The following is a 20,154-nucleotide window of genomic DNA, read 5'->3' on the forward strand; positions in this document are numbered from 1 at the left end:
TTTCAGCAAACCCGTAGGGGATAAATAAGCGCGCGAAAAATCTTGGCGCTTGAGTTTGTTTTTTGAAGCGGCGGGAAAATACCCGCCGCTTTTTACGACCAAAATGCAAGGAAAGGTTATTTCTTCATAATGCGGATAGTCTTCTCGCTTTCGGAGTAATCCATATACACGCTCAGAATCTGTGTTGCGCCGTTAAAGCTCCACCTGCAGTTTCTTTGGCTCTGCCCTTTAATGTCTAAAGTCCAACCGTTCGGGTACTGTAATTCCGGTACAAAAATTTCAGTCGGCGCGGTGATGTCTTTATCCTGTTTAAATGTTAGTTCAAACTTGCCGGTTCCTCGAACGAAGCTGAATTTAACCGGCTTGCCCGAAATGGTGCGTGGATAAGGGCGGACGATGCTGGCCGCTTTGGTGCAAATATTACCGCCCCGGTCTTCAATGCTCCAGCCAGCCTCTTCGTTAGTCCATAGTATGAATCCGCTGTTAAGTTCATCAAATTTGCCGATAGCGGCGTCAAAATACTCGTTTATATTCGCCGTTTCCGTTGCTCCGATTTCACCAACTACCATCGGCATATTGGTCGCTTTCATTTCCTTAATGCGATTATCCGCCCAAGCGGCAATTTGCACTGTGTCAATAAGGGTGTAAGGCATACCGGCAGTGACGCCCAGCGGATAAATGTGCGGTGCATAGACTAAACGCGGTGCGCTCTGGATCGGGTCCTTTAATGGCCGCAGTCCGCCAGGTAGCCCCTGGTTAGGGCCAACGGCTTGAGGCTCAAGAAAGATGTATTTTTTGTCGTCGACGCCGCGGATCCTATCAATAGCTCGCTGATAAAAATCGGAAAGTTGATTCGCCTGAAAGCTCCCGTCTAACGTATTGCATATATCGCCGCTGAACGGCTCATTGAACAGGTCGTAGCCGATAACGCGCGGGTTATCCTTCAGGCGACGCACCACTTCTACCTGAGCGCCAATCAGGTGATCTTGCAGCTCAGGATACTTTTTATAATCAAAGAAGTTTCTGAATGCCGCCATCGTTGCGGGATCCAAATGCTGCAGGCTCCAGTCGATTTTAGACAGCGGCTGCTTTTTAGGTACCAGACCGTCAGTGTAGGTCGCCCATGCGGGCGCGCCGTTGTTGTCGTTCGGAATGGGAGACGAACTTAATGAAGGGCTGTACAGATCCTGATGGAAATCGATGAGGACGTACATCCCTTTATCCGTGTAGCGTTTAACCGTCTTTTCCAGATTGGTCAGATAAACGTCGTCAAAAACGCCTTTTTCCGGTTCGATTCGCATCCAAAACGCCAGCAGGCGCACCACGTTCATGCCGTAGTTGTAAATATGGCGATCGATATAATCGTCAGCGCCCATGGGGCCTGGCATGCCGTCTACGGTTTCTTTGGCGTCGGCGGTGTTGGTGCCGTGCAGGATCAGGACGCGTCCTTGTTCATCGAAAATGTATTTACTGTCAAAATCCATTGTTATATTCCTATTTTATTTGTTGAATTTGGAAAAATTTAGCGTGTTTTTTTGCCCAAGCTGAGGCCGTCGCCTGTGGCTTGTTAATCAGTGCAAAGTCATATTCACGAAGTTCGTTCTGCGTGGCTGCAGACGAATAGGATGTTCGTGTTATATCCGTCGATGGTAGCGGCACGACGCATGGGTGCGTCGTGCCGTCAACATAGGGGTATATTCGGTTATTTATTGGGAAGACGATTCGTAAGGATTATTTCTTAACGATACAAATAACCTTTTCGCTCTCAGAGTAGTCCATATAAACGCTCAGGATTTGAGTGGCGCCGTCAAAGCTCCAGCGGCAGTTTCTTAACGTTTGGCCTTTGATGTCCAGGTTCCAGCCGTTAGGATACTGCGACTCCGGTACGAATATTTCCGTTGGTGCGGTGACGCCCTTGTCCTGTTTGAAAGCCAGTTCAAACTTTCCGCTGTGGCGGTCAAAACTAAACTTAATCGGCTTACCGGAAATTGCCTGCGGATAAGTTCGGACAGTGCTGTCTACCTTGGAATACGGTTGGCCGTCCTTATCCTCGATGCTCCAAGTGTTTTGTCCGTCAATCCACACCATAAACCCGCTGTTGAGCTCATCAAACTTGTTGATGGCCGCGTCGAAATATTTAGCCACGGTTGAGGTTTCCGGCGCGCCGATCTCTCCCACCGCCATTGGCATATTCAGCGCCTCCATTTCTTCCGCGCGGTTTTTAGCCCATGCGGCGATCTCCAGCGCGTCGACCAGAGTATAGGCCTTACCGGTAGGGGCGCCCAGCGTGTAGATGTGCGGCGCATAGACCAGACGCGCTTCGCCTGAGCGAGGGTCTTTCAGTGGCCGCAAGGCGCCCGGCAGGCCCTGATTAGGGCCGACGGCCTGTGGCTCAACAAAGATATACTTATTGCTTTCTACAGTACGGATCCGATCAATGGCCCTTTGATAAAAGTCCGAGAGCTGCTGTGCCTGGAAGCTGCCGCTCAGCGTAGTGTTTAAGTCACCGCTGAACGGTTCGTTGAACAGATCGTAGCCGATAACGCGTGGGTTATCTTTGAAACGGCGAGCGACCTCCGTTTGGGCCCCAATCAGACAGTCCTGTAGTTCAGGGTACTTCTCATAGTTAAAGAAGTTTTTGAACGCGGCCATCATTGCAGGATCCAGATGCTGCATGCTCCAGTCGAACTTGGTGAGCGGGTGCGTTTGGGGTTCCAGACCGTCGGTGTAACACGCCCACAGCGGCGCGCCGTTGTTGCCGTTCGGATCGGGCGGAACGTCGAGGCCTGGGCCGTACAGATCCTGATGGAAATCAATCAGGACATACATTCCTCTGTCGGTATAGCGTTTGACCGTTTTTTCCAGGCGAGCCAGATACGTTTTGTCATAAACCCCCTTTTGCGGCTCAATTCGAGCCCAAAACGCCAGCAGGCGCACCACGTTCATGCCGTAGTTTTTGATATGTCTATCGATGTAGTCGTCAGCGCCCGTTTTGCCGGGCATGCCGTCTTCGGTCCATTTGGCGTCGCCGGTGTTGGTGCCGTGCAGGATCAGGACGCGTCCTTGTTCATCATAAATAAATGGGCGGTTGGAACTCATAGGTTATCTCTTTAGTTAGTTAATCAGTGTGTGAGTAAAGGCGTTTGCGCGCTTTACGTGCGCGGTGACGTCATGGGCTATAGAAAGCCGTTTCGCGGTGGCGAAAAATAAAAAACCCCGCGAATTGCGGGGTGAAAAATGGAATATGTGATTGGCCGAGAGCGGCGTAGGTTAGGGTTGACTATTTAAAGTTGTTGGTTTCCTTTTTAGATGATGCGATATCTAACGAAACTTGTTAGAGTTTTATGAAGTTACCATGGGGACTATATCAAATAATATGATATAGTCAACAACTAATTGTTGTTGATTTATTTTGTTATAGCGATAGTTCAAGATAATAACGTTCTATTAATTTGTTGAAATCTACCCGTCAAAAGAAGTCTCTTCCCCCGCACTCTCCTTCAACCAGCGGTTCAGCGAGGTTCTGTCCACGTTGAGCCGCTTGGCCAGTCGGCTTTTGTTGTTCTGTTCGGCGTGCAGCAGCTGGTGCAGCATGCGTAGCCGGATGGCCTTAAAATCGCCCTTCAACATGCGGCAGCGGGGGCAGGAGGAGGGCGTCGGCACGGCTGCAGGCTCCAGGTCGTCGAGCAGCAGGCGGGCTTCCGCCAGCGTCGCGGGGCGGGTGTGTATCGAAAGCACCAGCCTTTCAATGATGTTGCCCAGCTGGCGCACGTTGCCCGGCCAGGAGTAGCTTTGCAGCGTTCGCCACAGTTCCGGCGTCAGCGTCATTTCGGGCAACTGATAGCGCTGGCTGTATTCATTGAGCAGGTAGGTGCCAATCGCGCGGACGTCTTCCGGGCGCTCGCGCAGCGGCAGCGTCGTTGCTTTGAGCACGTTAAGCCGATAGTAGAGATCTTCCCGAAATACGCCCTGTTCTATCAGCTGAGGCAGCTTCTTGTTGGTGGCCGCTATGATGCGAATATCGATAGGGATAACCCGATCGGAGCCCAGGCGCATAATCTGCCGCTCCTGCAGCACGCGCAGCAGGCGCGACTGCAGCGGCTTATCCAGCTCGCCGATTTCATCCAAAAACAGCGTGCCCTGATGCGCCAGCTCAAACAGCCCGGTTTTCCCCTTAGGCGACGCGCCGGTAAACGCGCCCGCTACGTAGCCGAACAGTTCACTTTCCAGAATTTGCGGTGCGACGGCGCCGCAGTTGATGGCGACGAACGGCCCGTTTGCCCGTCGGCTGGCGTTGTGCAGGCTTTGCGCCAGCAGCTCTTTTCCCGTACCGCTCTCTCCGCTTATCAGAATGGTCGCGTCGGTCAGCGCGTAGGTGCGCATGATATCCATGCGTCGCCTCATTTCGGGGTTTTCGGTAATGATGTCGTTAAAGCGGTAGCGGGCGTTCAGGCCCCGCTGCGCCAGCTCCTGCCGGCGAACCTGATATTCGGTATCCCGCAGGCTGGCGGCGGTTTGCACCGTTAAGACGGCGCGAATGAGCCTGTCGTCCGCGATCACCGGATATTGGTTTAAGACCAACACCCCCTGCGCGCTGTCGATGATTTGCGCTAGCACCGGCTTCCCTCGGCGCAGCGAGTCCCAGTCGGGGCGGATGGCCGCGCTAAGCTGGGACAGCGTCAGCGATCCCGTGTCGCTTTCCGCCGTCGCTTTCAGGTCGAACAGCATACGGGCGCAGTGATTGACGTGCAGCACGTTGCCCCGTTCATCAACGGAGATCACGCCCTTGTCGAACTTGTCCAAAATCAGCTGCAGGTGGTCGCGCTCCAGCGCCTGTCGCCTGAAGGCCTGATAGAGCGTCTGCGCTTCTTCCAGCGCCTGGCGCACGGAGTCGATGCCGGAGTTAAGCAGGCGAAAGCGGGTCGCCAGCGGCGCGAAGTAGTCCTGGCAGACGGTGTCCCCTACAATCCAGTCCAGCCGCTGGGCCGTCAGCCTTTGCTGCATGGCGGCGATCTCTTTAGCGTCGTTGCTGGTCAGCAAAAAGGATTCGTGCTCAATGCCCAGCTGTTCCGCCGCGCGGCAGCAGCCTTCGACGACGCTTCGAAAGCCGACGATGCCGATGCGGACCTTTTGCCCGATAAACGGCGTTAGCGCGTTGAGCACGTCGTAGCCCGAGGTTTTTATCTCGACCACCGGCAGTCGGCTGTGCTGACGCAGAAGGTCGGCGCAGCCGCCCCGGCTTATCAGCACGCGGTGCCCGCGGGATTCCAGCGTCGGCAGCTCTTCGATAACGCGGTTTAAATCCGTCAGGTGCAGCGCCAGCGGCGTTGAGAATCCCGGAAGCAGGCTTTTGGCTTCCTCAATCAGAGCGGGGTAGGGGGCGACCAGACAAAGCGGCGTTGGCGCAGTCTCGAAAGGAATTGTGTTCATAACCATGGACCTACAAAACGGGGGAGCCGTGATGCGCTATCTTACCTTTGGCGTCAGGGAAAAGGTGAACGTGGGCGCATAATCGTGACATCGGCTGGATAAATTCGGCGCTCTTGGATAACGAGAGCGCCGAACGCGTTTTGTTAGCCGACCGCTCGGGCCGCGATGCGCTGGGCATTGCGCTTGGCTACCCATACGGTCAGGAAGGGCACCAGCAGGGCGGTGACGATGGTAGACGCCGCCACCTGCGCCGCTGCGCTGGTGGCGGTCTCCGCCAGGCTTGGGTCGATGAGCACCAGCGCCGCCGGCGTAGCGACGGCGTTGCCTGCCGTGGAGGAAACGGCCGCCCCCGCGACGCCGGTCCCGCCCGACATTCTGTCGGCCATGATGTTGAAAGCGCCGCCGATAAATACCGTCATCAGGCCCAGAAGAATACCGGAGAAGCCTGCCGTCAGCAGGCGGGCGAAGTCGATGCCGTAGCCTAATCCAAAGGCGAAGAAGGGGATAAGCATCGCGCCGCCGGTTTTCAGGAAGGTGCGCAATTCTTCATCCAGATTGCCCAGCACCATGCCGATGACGACGGGAATAATCACCGCCAGCAGGTCCATAAACGGAATGGTCACCAGCCCCGCGCTTCCCAGCGCCAGCATGGTTAAAAACGGCCCGTCGTTGATAGAAATCACGGCGATGGCGCCGCCGTCGGTATCGTCGCCGTATTCGCCGACCAGCGCGGCATACAGGCCGCTGTTGGAGTTGGTCATAGCGGCGATGATGGCCAACGCGGACAGCCCAAACAGCCCGTCGGCGCCGCAGAACTTACCCACCAGCAGGCCGACGGCTACGCCGCTGGCGAATTTGGCGAGGGTGATCGCCGCGCCCTTTTTTAACGCCTTGGGCGCGGCCTTAAACTGTACGTCGGCCCCCATGCAGACTAAAAACACGCCGAGGATCGCCATCGCGCCGTGGGAGATTGACGACACGAAGCCGCCTATTTCCAACGCGCCGGGGGCGAAGGTTTTGAACAGTGCGCCGATGATAAGAGGGATAACCATCATCCCGCCGGGAAAACGTTCTAAAGCCTGTTTAATTTTCATAGTTAGCTTCCAGAAAAACGGGCGACCGAGGTACGCCGCCCGGAAAGAGACGATTTAGAAAGTCGGGGCGATTTTATAAATAGAGAACTCCGCGTGCCCCAGATCTTCCGACTTGGTGGTTTTGCCGTTGGCGACGCGCACCACTTCCCGATAGATCTCTTCGCCCATCTGGGAAATAGAGGCTTCGCCGGTCATGATGGGCGAAACGTCGATATCGATGTTGTCCTTCATCTTGTCAAACGTTGCCTTATTGCCGGTGATTTTGATGACCGGCGCGATCGGGTTGCCGCTCGGCGTACCGCGACCGGTAGTGAAGATAATCACCTGTGCGCCGCCGGCAACCATGCCGGACATCGACTCAATGTCCTGCCCCGGGGTATCCATCACCCACAGGCCTGGGCTGGTCGGCGCGTCGGCATACTGGAGCACGCCCTGCAGCGGCGCGTGGCCCGCTTTATGGATACAGCCGAGAGACTTTTCTTCAATCGTCGTCAGGCCGCCTTCAATGTTGCCCGGCGTCGGCTGGCCGCCGCGAATGTCTTCGCCCAGCGCCTTGGCGCGCGCTTCGCAGGAGACGACCAGATCGATAAGCTGCTGACCGACTGCCGGCGTCACCGCGCGTTTGGCCATGATGTGTTCGGCGCCGATAAATTCGGTGGTTTCCGACAGAATCGAGCTGCCGCCTTTGGCGATAAGCATATCAGACGCTGCGCCGCAGGCCGGGTTGGAGGCCAGGCCTGAGGTGGTATCGGAGCCGCCGCACTCCATCGCCAGAATAAGCTTGCTGACGGGGGTTATCTCGGTTTTTTGCTGCGAAAGCAGCTGGGCATATTCGCGCGCCAGCGAGATGCCCTTGGCCTGACACTGCAGCGTGCCGCCTTCCTGCTGGATGGTGATGCAGCAGGAAGGCTTGCCGATTTTCTTGATTTCGTCCGCGATGCGGGTTGGCTCAGCGCCTTCACAGCCGAGGCCAACCACCACGATAGCGCCGACGTTGGGGTTCTTGGCGACGTTGACCAGCGTCTTTTCCGTCAGGCGGGCGTCGCTGGCGACCTGGCAGCAGCCGAAGGTATTGTTGACCCAGGTAGAGCCTTTCACCTGGCGGGAGATATCCTGCGCGACCTTGTTGGAACAGACGCTGGTGGGAAGAATTAGCACGTAGTTACGGATGCCTACGCTGCCGTCCGGGCGGCGGTAGCCGGGAAAAGTATCGTTGCTCATGAATATTCCTTAGTGATTTTTTATCGTTATTGAAGATTACTGGTTCCAGTCGCCGCGCCCGCGCTCGCTTTCCACGTTGTGAACGTGTACGTGCTCGCCGAGCTCAATGGCCTGCGTCGCCCTGCCGATAGATTCGCCGTACTTGTATACTTCGTCGTGCAGCGCCATGGCGCGAATGGCGAACTTATGTCCGGCAGGAATGGCGTTGCGCAGCGTGACTTCCTTGGCCTCCGTGCCGATAAACATTGCGGCTTTTTCGCCGGCGGCCAGCGGCATAATGGCCGTAGCGACGCAGTCCTGCGGGTGAATGACAACAGCATTTTTTTTCATGTCGCGATCCTTATGGGTGAGTAAATCACTCAAACAGGTATCAATAACCGTGCCATTTTTTAATCAGCTGATTTATAATGCTTTGGTATATACGGCGGGCTGCCGGAGCGAAAAAATGAGGGAATACGCTGCGGGAGGTGAGGCAAAATGCCTCACCTGCGTTGGAGGATTAAGTGAGGGAAGGTAAGCGGAAGAAGCGCTAGTTAAACACCCCCGTCAAAATGGTGTTCACAATCGCTGTCGTCACCGCCACCAGCACCAGATCGTCGCCCGCGATGTACCACTCGTAGCCCGGATAGTGGGGCAGCGAGCTCAGCATGCCGGCCGGAACGGCCTTTTTGGCAATGCCCGGAGGCAGCGGCTTGCCGCGCGCCAGGTTTTTGGCGATGCCGGGCGGCAGCGCCGAGTAGCCCGTCAGGCCGTGAGTGACGGCCAGCCCTCTGGCCTGATCGAAGGTAATGGTAATGTTCGGCGAGCCGCTGTCGTGGCCTTTACCGCTGTTGCCTCTGTTTCCTTTATCGCTTTTTCCACTGTTTCCTTTACCGTTGCCTTTGTCTTTGCCGTTAGACTTCAGGCCGTTGTTTTGGTGCGCGCTGTTTTGATGTTCCTTATTGCCTTTCGCCTTATCGTTATCGGCGACGGCCATCGTGCTGGCGAGCGTGAAGGGCAGCAAAAACAGCAGAGTAAGCATCGTTTTTTTCATGGTGGATTTGCTCTTTGTGGGTAAAAAGTCTTTTCCTTAGTGTAGCCGAAGGATATTTTTTTCGGCGAAAGTTAGCATGAAAAGAGGCGTCAGGATGGATAAACTGCGAAGCGTCGGCTTACAGCCCTTAACGAGGCGCATTGTGATGAACGGGAAAAACGTCAGACCACTTCTGCTGCTTTTGTCCTTATGCTTATTTTTGCTCAACGGCTGCCTGCCGAGAACCATCTACCCGCGCGGAGAAACTTCCGGCGCGGTGGTTGACGCCATGACGCATAAGCCAATCGGCGGCGCGTTGGTGACGGTCGACGCCCACAAAGCAGGCTCTGCGGTAACCGATGAGAACGGCGCGTTTCATATTACCGAAATCAAAGATTGGGAGATGGTGCCCTTTATGGCCGGGCAGGCTCCCTATGATTCAAAACGGTGCAACGTCGTCACCGTATCGGCCCAAGGATATAAAACGCGGCGCTGGGTGGGGCAATACTCCACAAATTACGCTTTTCCTATTCAGCTGTTGCCGGAATCAAGCGCGCTTGAATATCAGACAACGAGTGAGGATGCGTGGTTAGCGCCCCTTCGCGACAGTGCTCCGCCGCACCCGCCGGAGCAGGAGGCGTTCGTTATCAAATCCCCGACCGCGCCGCCGACAGTAGCCACTGAATAAACGCCTCACCCTTCGGGCTCTGGCGCTCAGGCAGGGTGGCGACATAGTAGCGCTGGGCGCAGAGCAGCTCCATATCGGGGAAGGGCGTGACCAGCTCCTGCCTGGCGATGCGCTTTTCCACCAGCTTTTTTCTTCCCATCGCGACGCCGACGTGGTTCATGGCGGCGATAATCGCCAGGTCGGAGCGGTCAAAGCCGATGCTGTGCTGTTCCGCATTGAGTTCGATGGAAAAGTGCCGCGCCCATGAGTTCCACTCGTGGGTGTCGGAGTCGTAGCTCCACGCCTGGCGGTCATGCAAAAGCGTGCAGCGGTTAAGGCCGTCGGGGTTGCCCGCCAGGCCGAAGCGCTCGGCGTACTCCGGGCTGCAGACCGGCACGATCGATTCGTCCATCAGGTGGCGGCAGACCAGCCTTTCCGGCGTTTTATCGTCAAAGTAGATAGCCAGATCGATGCCGTAGCCGCGAAAGTCGACGTTTTCATTGCCGGTCAAAACGTTCAGGCTGATGGCCGGGTGCTGTTGGCTAAACTGCGCCAGCTTGGGCACCAGCCAGCACTGGGCGATCGACGGGCGAGAGTATACCGTCAGGCTGCCGGACAGCTCCCGGCTTTTAATCTCCAGTATCTCCCGATTGAGCGATTCCAAAGACGACTTCAGAGACCAGTATACCCGCTGGCCTTCCTGCGTAAGCTCAATGCGGCGGTGAAATCGTCGGAACAGCTTAAAGCCTAGCTCTTCTTCCAGCCCGTTGATGCGGTGGCTGACGGCGCTGGGCGTCAGCGACAGCTCGTCCGCTGCCAGCGCGAATGAGCTGTGGCGCGCGGCCGCTTCAAACGTGTGCAGTTTCGATAGCTGATAGCTGCTCAAACGTTTGCCGCCGGCAAGGTAGTGGTCTTCGGTGTACACGGCGTTCCTCTGTCATAAAACGAGTTCGACTGCGTTAAAGAGTACCCTGAAGCCTGATCTTTTGTGTGAATTTAAATGATGCAATCGTCTCGTATTTTCGGTTATTTGACGGATATCACTCATTTGAATTAATTGGGTTCATGCGAAGCGCCGTTTTTATCGTTTGTCAGCCACCAGCCTTTTTTATCCAATATCCCCTGAACAATTACGGTTTAACGGTTCCTGACTGCAGCAGGACACGGCCCCCTTGATTCAGGAGAAAAATGTCATGATCGATATCTTGATAAAGAACGTTATGGTCGTTGACGGCACCGGCGCGCCCGCCTATCGGGGAAGCGTTGGGGTAGTCGGCGATAAGATAGTCCACGCTGACGGAACAGAAGCGGCGAAAACGGTGATTGAGGGCGAAGGGCTTTACGTCAGCCCCGGCTTTATCGATGCTCACTCTCACGGCGATCTCATATTAGGCGACGAATGCGCCCGGCTTTGTAAAACCTCGCAGGGGGTAACGACGGAAATCGGCGGCCAGTGCGGGCTGTCGGCTGCGCCGGTCACGCCGGAGCATCTAGCTCTGGTTCAAGGGCAACTGTCCGTCGGCGCCTTGGCGTTCCCGGAAGATATGCAAAGCTGGACGAACTATCGGCGCTATTTGCACTACGCCGACGCCGCGCCTAAAACGGCGAACATTAAGAGCTATGTCGGCCACAGCACCCTGCGCATCGCGGTGATGGGGTTTGATAACCGTGAGCCGACCGAGCAGGAAATGGAAACCATGAAAGGCCTGCTGAAAGAGGCGATGGAAAACGGTGCCGCCGGCTTCTCCACCGGGCTGATTTATACTCCCTGCTGCTACGCCACCACCGATGAAATCGTCGAGCTGGCCAAGGTGATTAAGCCCTATGGCGGCATTTACGCTTCCCACATGCGCAATGAATCTTACGACAGCGTCAAGGCGGTGGAAGAGACGATCGAAATCGGCCGCCGTGCGGGCGTGCCGGTGTTTATCTCCCACCACAAGATTTTGGGCAAGGCCAACTGGGGCCTGCAAAAACAGACGCTGGCCGTTATTCAAAAGGCGATCGATGAAGGCGTGCAGGTCACCTGCGACCAGTACCCCTACCCGAGAAACATGACCCACCTCAACGCCTGCGTACCGCCGTGGCACTTTACCGAGGGCGTGGCGAAGATGGCCGAACGGCTTGAGAGCCCCGCGATGCGCGAAAAAATCCGCCGGGAAATGGAAGACCCCAAATCCGAATATGACAACTACTACATTAACGCTGGCGGCTGGGAAGGGGTGTTTGTCTCCTCATCGCCCAACACGCCGGGCGTGGTGGGAAAAACCGTAGCGGAATATGCGGCAGAGCTGGGGCAAGACCCGTTCGAGACGTTTTTCGACATCATGGTGGAGAACAAGGGCGTCAGCAGCGCGGTGTACAGCAGCATGTGTGACGAAGACGTTTTCGAGATAGCGCAGTTCCCCCATACGGTGGTCGGCAGCGACGGCCTGACCCGCGCGCTGGACGAAAAGGGCCACCCTCGTGCCTACGGCACCTGCCCGCGGGCGATTTGCTACTACCACAAGGAAAACGGCGTCATGACGCTGGAAGAGGTGATACGAAAAATGACCTCGATGCCGGCGGCGCGTTTGGGGATGCCGACCAAGGGCGTGATTAAGGACGGCAACGATGCGGATCTGGTGGTGTTTAACTACGAAAAGCTGCAGGACAAGGCGACGTATACCCATTCGAACGAACTGAGCGACGGCATTGAATACGTCATCGTTAACGGCGGCATTGTCTATCGCGACAAAAAGCTTACCGGCGTTCATTCAGGCAGGGTTCTTCGACACTTTTCAAACGGCGCGCAATAACAATAAAAAGAGTAAACGGAGGTTTTAATGAGCGTTTTAGTCGCCTTTTTGGCAGTCATGGTCGTCCTGCTGCTGATGCTTATCAAGTTTAAGGTCAGCCCGGCGATCGGCCTGTTTGTTTCCGCCATTATGATGGCGGTGCTGTGCGGTATGCCGACCGGAGAGCTGCTCGGCTATTTGGGGACAGGCTTTGGTAACACCATGGCAAGCCTGGGCCTGGTGATTCTGTTTGGCGGGATCTTCGGCGAAATGCTGGCGGCCTCGGGCGCAACCGAAGAGATGGCCAAGGGGCTGCTGCGCAAATTTGGTCAGAAAAACGACCTGCTGGCGCTGAACCTGGCAGGCTTTATTGTCGCTATTCCGGTGTATTTCGCTTCCGGCTATATCATGCTTTCCCCGCTGATTAACTCGCTGCGCAAGCTCACCAACAAAAAGAAGAGCGCCTACGCCGCATCGCTGTTCGTCGGCCTGCTGCTGACACACTGCGTGGTGGCGCCGACGCCGGGCCCGGTGGCCGTCGCCACACAGATCGGCGCGGATCTCGGCTGGTTTATCGCCTACGGCCTTATCGTCGCGCTGCCGGCAAGCCTGCTGTGCGGCTGGCAGTATGGAAACTTCATCAACTCGCGGCTGACGGCGGAAGAAAAGGCCGCCTATCGGCAAGAAGTTTCCGAACTGGTGAACAACAGCGAGCTGCTGGCGCCGGATCCGGAAAAGCCTTCGGCCATGACGGCATTCAATCTGATCTTGTTCCCGATTGCGCTAATCATTGCTGGCTCTATCGCCACCTGGCTGCTGCCGAAAGACAGCCTGATGTACACCGTGCTGACCTTCTGCGGCAACAACAATATTGCCCTGTTTCTGGCGCTTCTTCTGTCGGCCTTCGTGCTGAGAAAGTACATCGTTAAAAACACCGACTCCTCCATTATGAAGTTCGTTGACGCCGCGTCTGACCGGCTGGGCAACATCCTGATGGTGATCGGCACCGGCGGCTGCTTTGGCCTTATCCTGCAAAAGAGCGGGCTGGGCAACGCGTTGGTGGAGCTGCTTTCCAGCTGGAACCTGCCGATAGTGCTGCTGGCATTCCTGCTGGCGATGATTATCCGTGCGGCGGTGGGGTCAGCGACGGTCGCCATGCTGACGGTGGTCTCTATCGTTGGGCCCGCCGCGGTTTCCATGGGCTACTCGCCGGTGGTGGTTGGTTTGGCCATTTGCTGCGGCACCGTCGGCATGACGCTGCCCACCGACGCGGCCTTCTGGTTGCCGGCCAAGTACAACCAGCTGGAGGTGAAGGAAGCCTTTACCGCAACGACTTACAGTACGACGCTTGCCAGCCTCGTCGGATTTGCCGTCGTTCTGATACTGCAAACGTTCGCAGGCGTGCTTCCGGGCATGTTCTAAACGCGGGCTATTGGGAAAAACTTATTTATGCCAGAGGTAAAAAAATGATCGCAGGAAAAACGCTGCAAGAGTGGCATGACGAGTTTCCGATAACGAAGGAGCTCGCCGCGTTGAAAGAAACGTTTTGGCTGAACGACCGCCTGGGAGAGTGCGAAGAAGTTCTTCGCCATTCAGCGGTAACGATGGAGGACATTCAGGATGCCGCTCGTCGGCTTGAACGGTTTGCCCCCTATATTGAGCGGGTTTTCCCTGAAACCCAGCAGCACGGCGGCATTATTGAGTCCCCGGTGATTGCGCTAACGGAGATGAAGCGCTATCTCGCCAAAGAGATGTCGCAAGAGGTGAAAGGGCAGGTGCTGCTAAAGTGCGACAGCCATTTGCCGATTTCCGGCTCTATCAAGGCGCGGGGCGGCATTTATGAAGTGCTCGCGCTTGCGGAAGACATCGCCTTAAAGAGCGGCAGGCTCTCTTTAGGGGACAACTACGCCAAACTGGCGGACGATGAGTTCAAAAGCCTGTTTGAGCGGTACTCGATCGCGGTCGGCTCAACGGGCAACCTGGGGCTGTCTATCGGCATCATGGGAGCCAAGCTGGGCTTTAAGACCACCGTTCACATGTCTGCCGACGCCAAACAGTGGAAAAAGGCGATGCTCAGAAGCAAGGGCGTCACGGTGAAGGAGTATGCGGACGACTACAGCAAGGCCGTTGAGGCCGGGCGCAAAGAGGCGCAGGGCGACCCGATGTGCCACTTCGTTGACGATGAAAACTCCCTGTCGCTGTTTCTCGGTTATACGGTTGCCGCTCTAAGATTGAAAAAGCAGTTTGAGGCGCGCGGCGTGGTGGTAGATAAGGCGCATCCGCTGTTCGTCTACCTGCCCTGCGGCGTCGGCGGCGGCCCGGGCGGCGTGCTGTTTGGCCTGAAGTCGGTGTTCGGCGAGAACGCCCACTGCTTTTTTGCAGAGCCCACTCATTCCCCCTGCATGCTGCTGGGGCTGGCGACCGGCTATCACGATAGGGTCTGCGTGCAGGACTTCGGTATCGACAACAAAACCGACGCCGACGGCCTGGCGGTGGGCAGAGCGTCGAGCTTTGTCGGTAAAACGATAGAGCACCTGATTAGCGGCTCCTATACCCTGACCGACGACAGTATGTACCGCTACCTTGCCGCGCTGGTAGATTTGGAAAATATCGAGCTGGAACCGAGCGCGCTGGCCGGCTTTAGGGGCGTTTCCCTACTGGAAGGCAGCGAAAATGGAAAATGCTACGCGTCGGCCCACGGGATTACGTCGATGGAAAACGCTACCCACCTGGTGTGGGCTACCGGCGGTAACATGGTGCCAGGGGACGTTAGGGAGGCGTATTACGCCAAAGGGAAGGGGCTGCTGTTGGCGGATGAGACGGGGGGATAACTGTTCTTCGCTGTTGACGGGGCTGAAAAGCCCCGGTAAGCGCTGTAGTATGAGATCGTTTCGTATCCAATAATCAACGTTGGCGCCTTAGGGCGCCGTGTTCAATTTTGTCACCGCGCTGGCACAGTACGGCGATGTCATTTCGTTGTTCTCACAGCCCGGCTGCTTCACATAAAACTTTCCCTTGCATATCTCTCCTCTTTGTTCATAAAATTATTTTGTTCATGATTCATGAACAAAATAAAGGCGTGAACAAATGAAAGAAGAACAATTCCTATCTACCGCTGCGGAGAACTTGCCAAAAGGGTTTCAGTTACAGTACGAGCTTGGCCCCGGCTATGGCGCGCGCGATGGATGGGGAAAGCTTATTGTACCAAACGGCGAAGCGGTGGCTTTCGCACTGGAAGTCAGGCGGGTCCATCGTAAGGAGTCCCTGCTGGCGGCGCGAGAGCAGATGTCCGGTATTTCAACCGACCTCCCTGCGCTTTTGGTGTGCAACTCATTAACGCCCGCTCTGGCGGAATATTGCGCCGTTCACCAGATTAACTTTATCGATACCACAGGAAACGCCCGAATTCAGACGCCGGGGCTGTATCTTTTGATTGAAGGCAAATACGAAAAGAAACCCGTTGTCGCGAACCGCCGATTTGCCGAAGGGGTGATGAAACTCCTTTTTGTTCTGCTGTCTCACCCTGAAACCCTGAACGATACCTACCGCAATTTAGCCGAGAAGGCTGGCATTTCTTTAGGCATGGTCAACAAGGCTTTCACCTATCTTGCGGCGCAGCGCTATTTTCGCAAATCGGAGAATGGACGACGCCTGATGAACGAGGAAGAATTGCTGGCGCTGTGGTTGAGGGACTACGCCACGGCTTTGCGTCCGAAGCTGAATTTTCTTCCGTTAGCCGCGCCGACGTCATGGAATGAAATCACGCTTGCGGCAGGTGAACACTGGAGCAGCGAAATAGCGGCCGCAGAGCTGAGCGAAGGATACCTGATACCCGAAAGCGGGGTGATTTTTACGCCTTATTCTCTGTTGCAAAGGCGAAAAGAATTGGGACTGAAACCCGTTTCGGACGGAAAACTCCAGCTGGTTTCCCGCTTTTGGGGCCAGTTGGCGATTAATCCTAAAGCCAAAGCGATGCTGTGCACGGCAGAGTTGTTGGCCAGTGGGGACGCCCGAAATTGGGAAGCGGCAAGGATAATCAATGACAAATATCTCCACCTTAACGAATCCGCTCTCTTTGACTATTGAAGGACTGTTGGTTCAGATAAAGCGGATTTGTACGGCGCAGGATATATCTTTCTTCATTGCGGGCGCGACGGCGCGTGAAATTTTGCTTCACCATGTACACGGTAGACGTGTAGGACGCCGTACTCGCGATATAGACATTGCCGTATTTGTGGATGGCTGGCAGCGCTTTGATGAATTAAAGAATGCTTTTCTTGCGCAAGATGCTCAGGTTGTGCGAAATAACGCTCATCGTATCGTCGTAGCGGGTATCGAAGTAGATATTATCCCATTTGGCGCAATTGCCGAGGATAACCAAATCGCTTGGCCGCCAGATCGAAAAATTATTATGTACGTGGATGGTTTTGACGAAGCGTTTAGGCATACCGTGCAGGTACGACTGGATAACGGCGAAACGTTGCCCTTTTGCTCTCTGGCGGGGCTTGCTTTATTAAAGCTGTTTGCTTGGCGCGATCGCAGATTTGGTAACGCTAAAGATGCGGTCGATTTTTATAATATTGTTCGTGAATATGGCGCTATTGAAGATGACCGAATCTATGAGCCACCCGTTGAAGGCGAGCGGCTGGGCTGGGATCCGGTGCGAATGGGGGCTGCATTACTAGGTTACGATGTTGCGACCATGTATCAGGAGGGATCACCTGCGGAATTAACGTTCCTTGATAAAGAATGCCTAATTGATGCCATCGTGCGGCAGTCTGTTGCGGATAATTCAGTAGAAATCGAACAACTCATCAATGCCTTTTGGTCCAGCGTTGTAACCGCAGTTGAGGAAAGTTGAAGACCATGCCGAGGACATCCGCGATATGGTGTAATTCCACTCAATCTGTTGTTGATGATTGAGAAAAATCCAAACATTATCAGCGAGCTAAGGAATATCTAATTAGGTTTTCAGAAATTCAAACGGCCCCAATCGGGGCCGTTGTCATATCTACCGCAGTCAATCTTAAATCGGCTTAGTCTGCGCTTCCGCCGCAGCCAGCGCCGCCATGTTGACGATGCGGCGCACCGAGGCGACTGGCGTCAGGATGTGCACCGGCTTTGAGATGCCCATCAGCACCGGGCCGACGGTGACCCCTTCGGAAGAGGAGACGCGCAGCAGGTTGTAGCTAATGCGGGCAGACTCCATGTTCGGCATGATAAGCACGTTGGCCGCACCTTTAAGCGGGCTGTCCGGCATCAGGTCGTTGCGAATGGCTTCCACCAACGCGGCGTCGCCGTGCATTTCGCCATCGATTTCCAGATTAGGCGCACGCTCTTTCACCAACTCCAGCACGCGGCGCATTTTTACCGCGCTCGGGCTGTCCGAGGTGCCGAAGCTGGAGTGGGACAGCAGCGCCACCTTCGGCTCAATGCCAAAACGATGTACGGTTTCTGCCGCCATCAGCGTGATGTCGCACAGCTGTTCCGGCGTCGGGTCGTCGTTGACGTAGGTGTCGGCGATAAAGGTGTTGCCGCTGGGCAGCAGCAGCGCGTTCATAGCGCCGGCAGTTGAGGTGCCGTCACGATAGCCGAACATCGTCTGGATGACGTCGTAGTGGTCGTGGTAGTTGCCGATAACGCCGCAGAGAAGGCCATCGGCTTCGCCGCGCTTGACCATCAGCGCGCCGATAAGGGTCGGATCGCTGATGATGCGGCGGCGGGCCGCTTCGCGAGTCACGCCCTTGCGCTTCATCATGTGATGGTATTCGCTCCAGTACTCGTTAAAGCGCGGATCGGACTCGTTGTTGACCACCTCGAAGTCCCTGCCAATCTGAAGCTGCAGGCCAAGCTTTTTCAGGCGCATTTCAATTACGCTCGGGCGGCCTATCAGGATCGGGAAGGCCAGGTTTTGAGAAACCACTTCCTGAGTTGCGTGCAGCACGCGCTCTTCCTCACCTTCGGCAAACACGATGCGCTTAAGCGTCGACTTGGCCTGAGAGAAGACCGGCTTCATAAACAGGTTGGTCTTGTAGATAAACTGGGTCAGGTGCTCGACGTAGGCGCTGAAGTCGCTAATGGGGCGAGTCGCTACGCCGGAGTCCATCGCCGCCTTGGCGACTGCAGGCGCGATCTTGACGATAAGCCTAGGGTCGAACGGCTTGGGTATCAGATATTCAGGGCCGAAGGAAAGCTCCTGGTCTCCGTAGGCGGAAGACACGACGTCGCTCTGCTCCGCCAGCGCCAGATCGGCGATGGCACGCACGGCGGCCAGCTTCATTTCTTCGTTAATGACGGTGGCCCCTACGTCCAGCGCGCCGCGGAACAGGAACGGGAAGCACAGCACGTTGTTGACCTGGTTCGGATAGTCCGAACGGCCGGTGCAGACGATGGCGTCCGGACGGGCCTCTTTCGCCAACGGCGGCAGGATTTCAGGTTCCGGGTTGGCCAGCGCCAGAATCAGCGGGCTGTCGGCCATGGTTTTGACCATTTCCGGCGTCAGCACGCGCGGGCCGGAGCAGCCGAGGAAGATGTCGCTGCCGCTGACGGCGTCGCCCAGCGAGCGCTTGCCGCTGTCGACCACGGCGTATATTGCCTTGTTTTCTTCCATATTCTCGTCACGGCCCTGATAGATAACGCCGCGCGAGTCGCACACCGTGATGTGCTCTTTCTTCATGCCGAGCGCTACCAGCAGGTTCAGACAGGCGATTGCCGCCGCGCCCGCGCCGGAAACCACCAGCTTCACGTCTTCAATCTTTTTGTTCACCACGCGCAGGCCGTTAAGAACGGCGGCGGCGCAGATGATGGCGGTGCCGTGCTGATCGTCGTGGAAGACCGGGATCTTCATGCGCTTGCGCAGCTCTTTTTCAATGCGAAAGCACTCCGGAGCCTTGATGTCTTCAAGGTTGATGCCGCCGAAAGTGGGCTCCAGCGATGCGATGATGTCGATGAGCTTGTCCGGATCGGCTTCGTCGACCTCAATGTCGAATACGTCAATGCCGGCGAATTTCTTAAACAGAACGCCTTTACCCTCCATGACCGGCTTACCCGCCAGCGCCCCAATGTTGCCGAGGCCCAGCACGGCGGTGCCGTTAGAGATAACCGCCACCAGGTTGCCGCGAGCCGTGTACTTGTATGAGGCGAGCGGATCTTCGGCTATCTCTAAACAGGGCGCAGCAACGCCGGGCGAATAGGCCAGCGCCAGATCGCGCTGCGTCGCCAGAGGCTTGGTAGGGACTATTTTGATTTTTCCCGGAACCGGGAACTGGTGAAAATCAAGCGCGTTTTGTTTTAACTGTTCGTCCATCGCTATGTCCTTTTTGGATACGGGCACGCCGCAGGCGGCCCCTCTCAGGTGTGGGGGATCTTGTAAACCGGGGGTTAGCTGGGGGAACGCCGCATAACGGATTGTTATTACGCTTTATTTACGACCGTCACCCAAATAACGCACAGTTGGATGACAATCTTAACATCAATTTAATATTTGATGATGCAAACTCGGTCACGTTATCTCAGCGATTGTTGCAATAGGGAAAAGCGGTTTGAAAATGAGCTCATCGTAAGGAAGCGTACGTACAGCGGTGCGATAGCGTAAAACCGGGTTCTCTATAACAGCCTCCCACAGGCGAACGTTGATTATATTTAGAGATTAAATAATGCGTTTATTTCTTGATTAGCATAATTCTGAATGTTTATATTATGAGTAATGGAACATTTTTTAATGAATTATTTAGTAATGGAACATTATTAAAATAATTTCATTTTAATTACTCAAAGATAAAACGATATTATTATTTTTCCATGAAAGGCAAATTGCCTTTTCTTGTGTAAAACTACGTTATTATTATTTTCTATTCTACTAATGGTTGAAGTAATCCGTCGCAATAGTAATGGCACTTATTTTAAACTTATCTTCAATGGTGCAATCTGGATCACATTGTGTCCATCGTTATT

General features: G+C 55.3%; 15 protein-coding genes. 6 read left to right on the plus strand and 9 right to left on the minus strand.

Annotation, left to right across the window (positions count from 1 at the left end):
* Positions 1-116: 116 nt before the first annotated feature.
* The 7 genes from G544_RS0115915 to G544_RS0115945 form a co-directional block, all read right to left on the minus strand.
* A complete protein-coding gene (locus G544_RS0115915; RefSeq protein ID WP_027275520.1) occupies positions 117-1,484 on the minus strand; it encodes a cellulase family glycosylhydrolase in 1,368 nt (455 codons plus the stop codon).
* A 247-nt stretch (positions 1,485-1,731) separates the two neighbouring features.
* A complete protein-coding gene (locus G544_RS20805; RefSeq protein ID WP_051155798.1) occupies positions 1,732-3,099 on the minus strand; it encodes a cellulase family glycosylhydrolase in 1,368 nt (455 codons plus the stop codon).
* Positions 3,100-3,462: 363 nt separating this feature from the next.
* Positions 3,463-5,430, minus strand: coding sequence for a sigma 54-interacting transcriptional regulator (locus G544_RS0115925; protein ID WP_027275521.1), 1,968 nt, complete (start codon positions 5,428-5,430; stop codon positions 3,463-3,465).
* Positions 5,431-5,573: 143 nt separating this feature from the next.
* On the minus strand, positions 5,574-6,524 hold the full coding sequence (locus G544_RS0115930) for a 2-keto-3-deoxygluconate permease (protein ID WP_027275522.1): 951 nt from the start codon (positions 6,522-6,524) through the stop codon (positions 5,574-5,576).
* A gap of 54 nt (positions 6,525-6,578) precedes the next feature.
* Positions 6,579-7,751: a UxaA family hydrolase gene (locus G544_RS0115935; protein WP_147654623.1), complete on the minus strand. Its 1,173-nt coding sequence runs from the start codon at positions 7,749-7,751 to the stop codon at positions 6,579-6,581.
* A 30-nt stretch (positions 7,752-7,781) separates the two neighbouring features.
* On the minus strand, positions 7,782-8,075 hold the full coding sequence (locus G544_RS0115940) for a UxaA family hydrolase (RefSeq protein ID WP_027275524.1): 294 nt from the start codon (positions 8,073-8,075) through the stop codon (positions 7,782-7,784).
* 199 nt (positions 8,076-8,274) lie between these two features.
* Positions 8,275-8,778 carry an anti-virulence regulator CigR family protein gene (locus G544_RS0115945; protein WP_027275525.1) on the minus strand — a complete coding sequence of 168 codons (504 nt, stop codon included), beginning with the start codon at positions 8,776-8,778 and terminating at the stop codon, positions 8,275-8,277.
* Between the two features lie 94 nt (positions 8,779-8,872).
* Here G544_RS0115945 and G544_RS0115950 point away from each other — a divergent pair, with 94 nt between their 5' ends.
* The gene (locus tag G544_RS0115950) at positions 8,873-9,445 is read left to right on the plus strand and encodes a peptidase associated/transthyretin-like domain-containing protein (protein ID WP_027275526.1); all 573 of its coding nucleotides are present in this window, start codon (positions 8,873-8,875) and stop codon (positions 9,443-9,445) included.
* Here G544_RS0115950 and dsdC read toward each other — a convergent pair.
* Positions 9,405-10,349 carry a DNA-binding transcriptional regulator DsdC gene (gene dsdC / locus G544_RS0115955; RefSeq protein WP_027275527.1) on the minus strand — a complete coding sequence of 315 codons (945 nt, stop codon included), beginning with the start codon at positions 10,347-10,349 and terminating at the stop codon, positions 9,405-9,407. The two genes, G544_RS0115950 and dsdC, sit on opposite strands and share 41 nt — an antisense overlap.
* Before the next feature lie 268 nt (positions 10,350-10,617).
* Here dsdC and G544_RS0115960 point away from each other — a divergent pair, with 268 nt between their 5' ends.
* The 5 genes from G544_RS0115960 (at position 10,618) to G544_RS0115980 (ending at position 17,062) form a co-directional block, all read left to right on the plus strand.
* Positions 10,618-12,222 carry an N-acyl-D-amino-acid deacylase family protein gene (locus G544_RS0115960; protein WP_027275528.1) on the plus strand — a complete coding sequence of 535 codons (1,605 nt, stop codon included), beginning with the start codon at positions 10,618-10,620 and terminating at the stop codon, positions 12,220-12,222.
* A gap of 27 nt (positions 12,223-12,249) precedes the next feature.
* The gene (locus G544_RS0115965; protein WP_027275529.1) at positions 12,250-13,623 is read left to right on the plus strand and encodes a GntP family permease; all 1,374 of its coding nucleotides are present in this window, start codon (positions 12,250-12,252) and stop codon (positions 13,621-13,623) included.
* A gap of 44 nt (positions 13,624-13,667) precedes the next feature.
* Positions 13,668-15,032: a D-serine ammonia-lyase gene (gene dsdA, locus G544_RS0115970; protein WP_027275530.1), complete on the plus strand. Its 1,365-nt coding sequence runs from the start codon at positions 13,668-13,670 to the stop codon at positions 15,030-15,032.
* A 256-nt stretch (positions 15,033-15,288) separates the two neighbouring features.
* Positions 15,289-16,287: a type IV toxin-antitoxin system AbiEi family antitoxin gene (locus G544_RS0115975; protein WP_027275531.1), complete on the plus strand. Its 999-nt coding sequence runs from the start codon at positions 15,289-15,291 to the stop codon at positions 16,285-16,287.
* Positions 16,241-17,062 (plus strand): nucleotidyl transferase AbiEii/AbiGii toxin family protein, encoded by an 822-nt coding sequence (locus G544_RS0115980; protein WP_027275532.1) that lies wholly within the window; start codon positions 16,241-16,243, stop codon positions 17,060-17,062. The genes G544_RS0115975 and G544_RS0115980 overlap by 47 nt, the downstream gene beginning before the upstream one ends.
* A 165-nt stretch (positions 17,063-17,227) precedes the next feature.
* On the opposite strand, the gene G544_RS0115985 is transcribed toward G544_RS0115980, so the two are convergent.
* Entirely contained in the window at positions 17,228-19,507 is a 2,280-nt protein-coding gene (locus G544_RS0115985; protein WP_027275533.1) for an NADP-dependent malic enzyme, read from the minus strand.
* Positions 19,508-20,154 lie beyond the last annotated feature (647 nt).

Source organism: Leminorella grimontii ATCC 33999 = DSM 5078 (assembly GCF_000439085.1).
GTDB lineage: Bacteria > Pseudomonadota > Gammaproteobacteria > Enterobacterales > Enterobacteriaceae > Leminorella > Leminorella grimontii.

Excerpts from the sequence above, each read along its gene's own strand:
- G544_RS0115915 (WP_027275520.1), bottom strand. The coding sequence starts at position 1,484 with ATGGATTTTGACAGTAAATACATTTTCGATGAACAAGGACGCGTCCTG.
- G544_RS20805 (WP_051155798.1), bottom strand. The coding sequence starts at position 3,099 with ATGAGTTCCAACCGCCCATTTATTTATGATGAACAAGGACGCGTCCTG.
- G544_RS0115925 (WP_027275521.1), bottom strand. The coding sequence starts at position 5,430 with ATGAACACAATTCCTTTCGAGACTGCGCCAACGCCGCTTTGTCTGGTC.
- G544_RS0115930 (WP_027275522.1), bottom strand. The coding sequence starts at position 6,524 with ATGAAAATTAAACAGGCTTTAGAACGTTTTCCCGGCGGGATGATGGTT.
- G544_RS0115940 (WP_027275524.1), bottom strand. The coding sequence starts at position 8,075 with ATGAAAAAAAATGCTGTTGTCATTCACCCGCAGGACTGCGTCGCTACG.
- G544_RS0115945 (WP_027275525.1), bottom strand. The coding sequence starts at position 8,778 with ATGAAAAAAACGATGCTTACTCTGCTGTTTTTGCTGCCCTTCACGCTC.
- G544_RS0115950 (WP_027275526.1), top strand. The coding sequence starts at position 8,873 with ATGGATAAACTGCGAAGCGTCGGCTTACAGCCCTTAACGAGGCGCATT.
- G544_RS0115960 (WP_027275528.1), top strand. The coding sequence starts at position 10,618 with ATGATCGATATCTTGATAAAGAACGTTATGGTCGTTGACGGCACCGGC.
- G544_RS0115965 (WP_027275529.1), top strand. The coding sequence starts at position 12,250 with ATGAGCGTTTTAGTCGCCTTTTTGGCAGTCATGGTCGTCCTGCTGCTG.
- dsdA (WP_027275530.1), top strand. The coding sequence starts at position 13,668 with ATGATCGCAGGAAAAACGCTGCAAGAGTGGCATGACGAGTTTCCGATA.
- G544_RS0115975 (WP_027275531.1), top strand. The coding sequence starts at position 15,289 with ATGAAAGAAGAACAATTCCTATCTACCGCTGCGGAGAACTTGCCAAAA.
- G544_RS0115980 (WP_027275532.1), top strand. The coding sequence starts at position 16,241 with ATGACAAATATCTCCACCTTAACGAATCCGCTCTCTTTGACTATTGAA.
- G544_RS0115985 (WP_027275533.1), bottom strand. The coding sequence starts at position 19,507 with ATGGACGAACAGTTAAAACAAAACGCGCTTGATTTTCACCAGTTCCCG.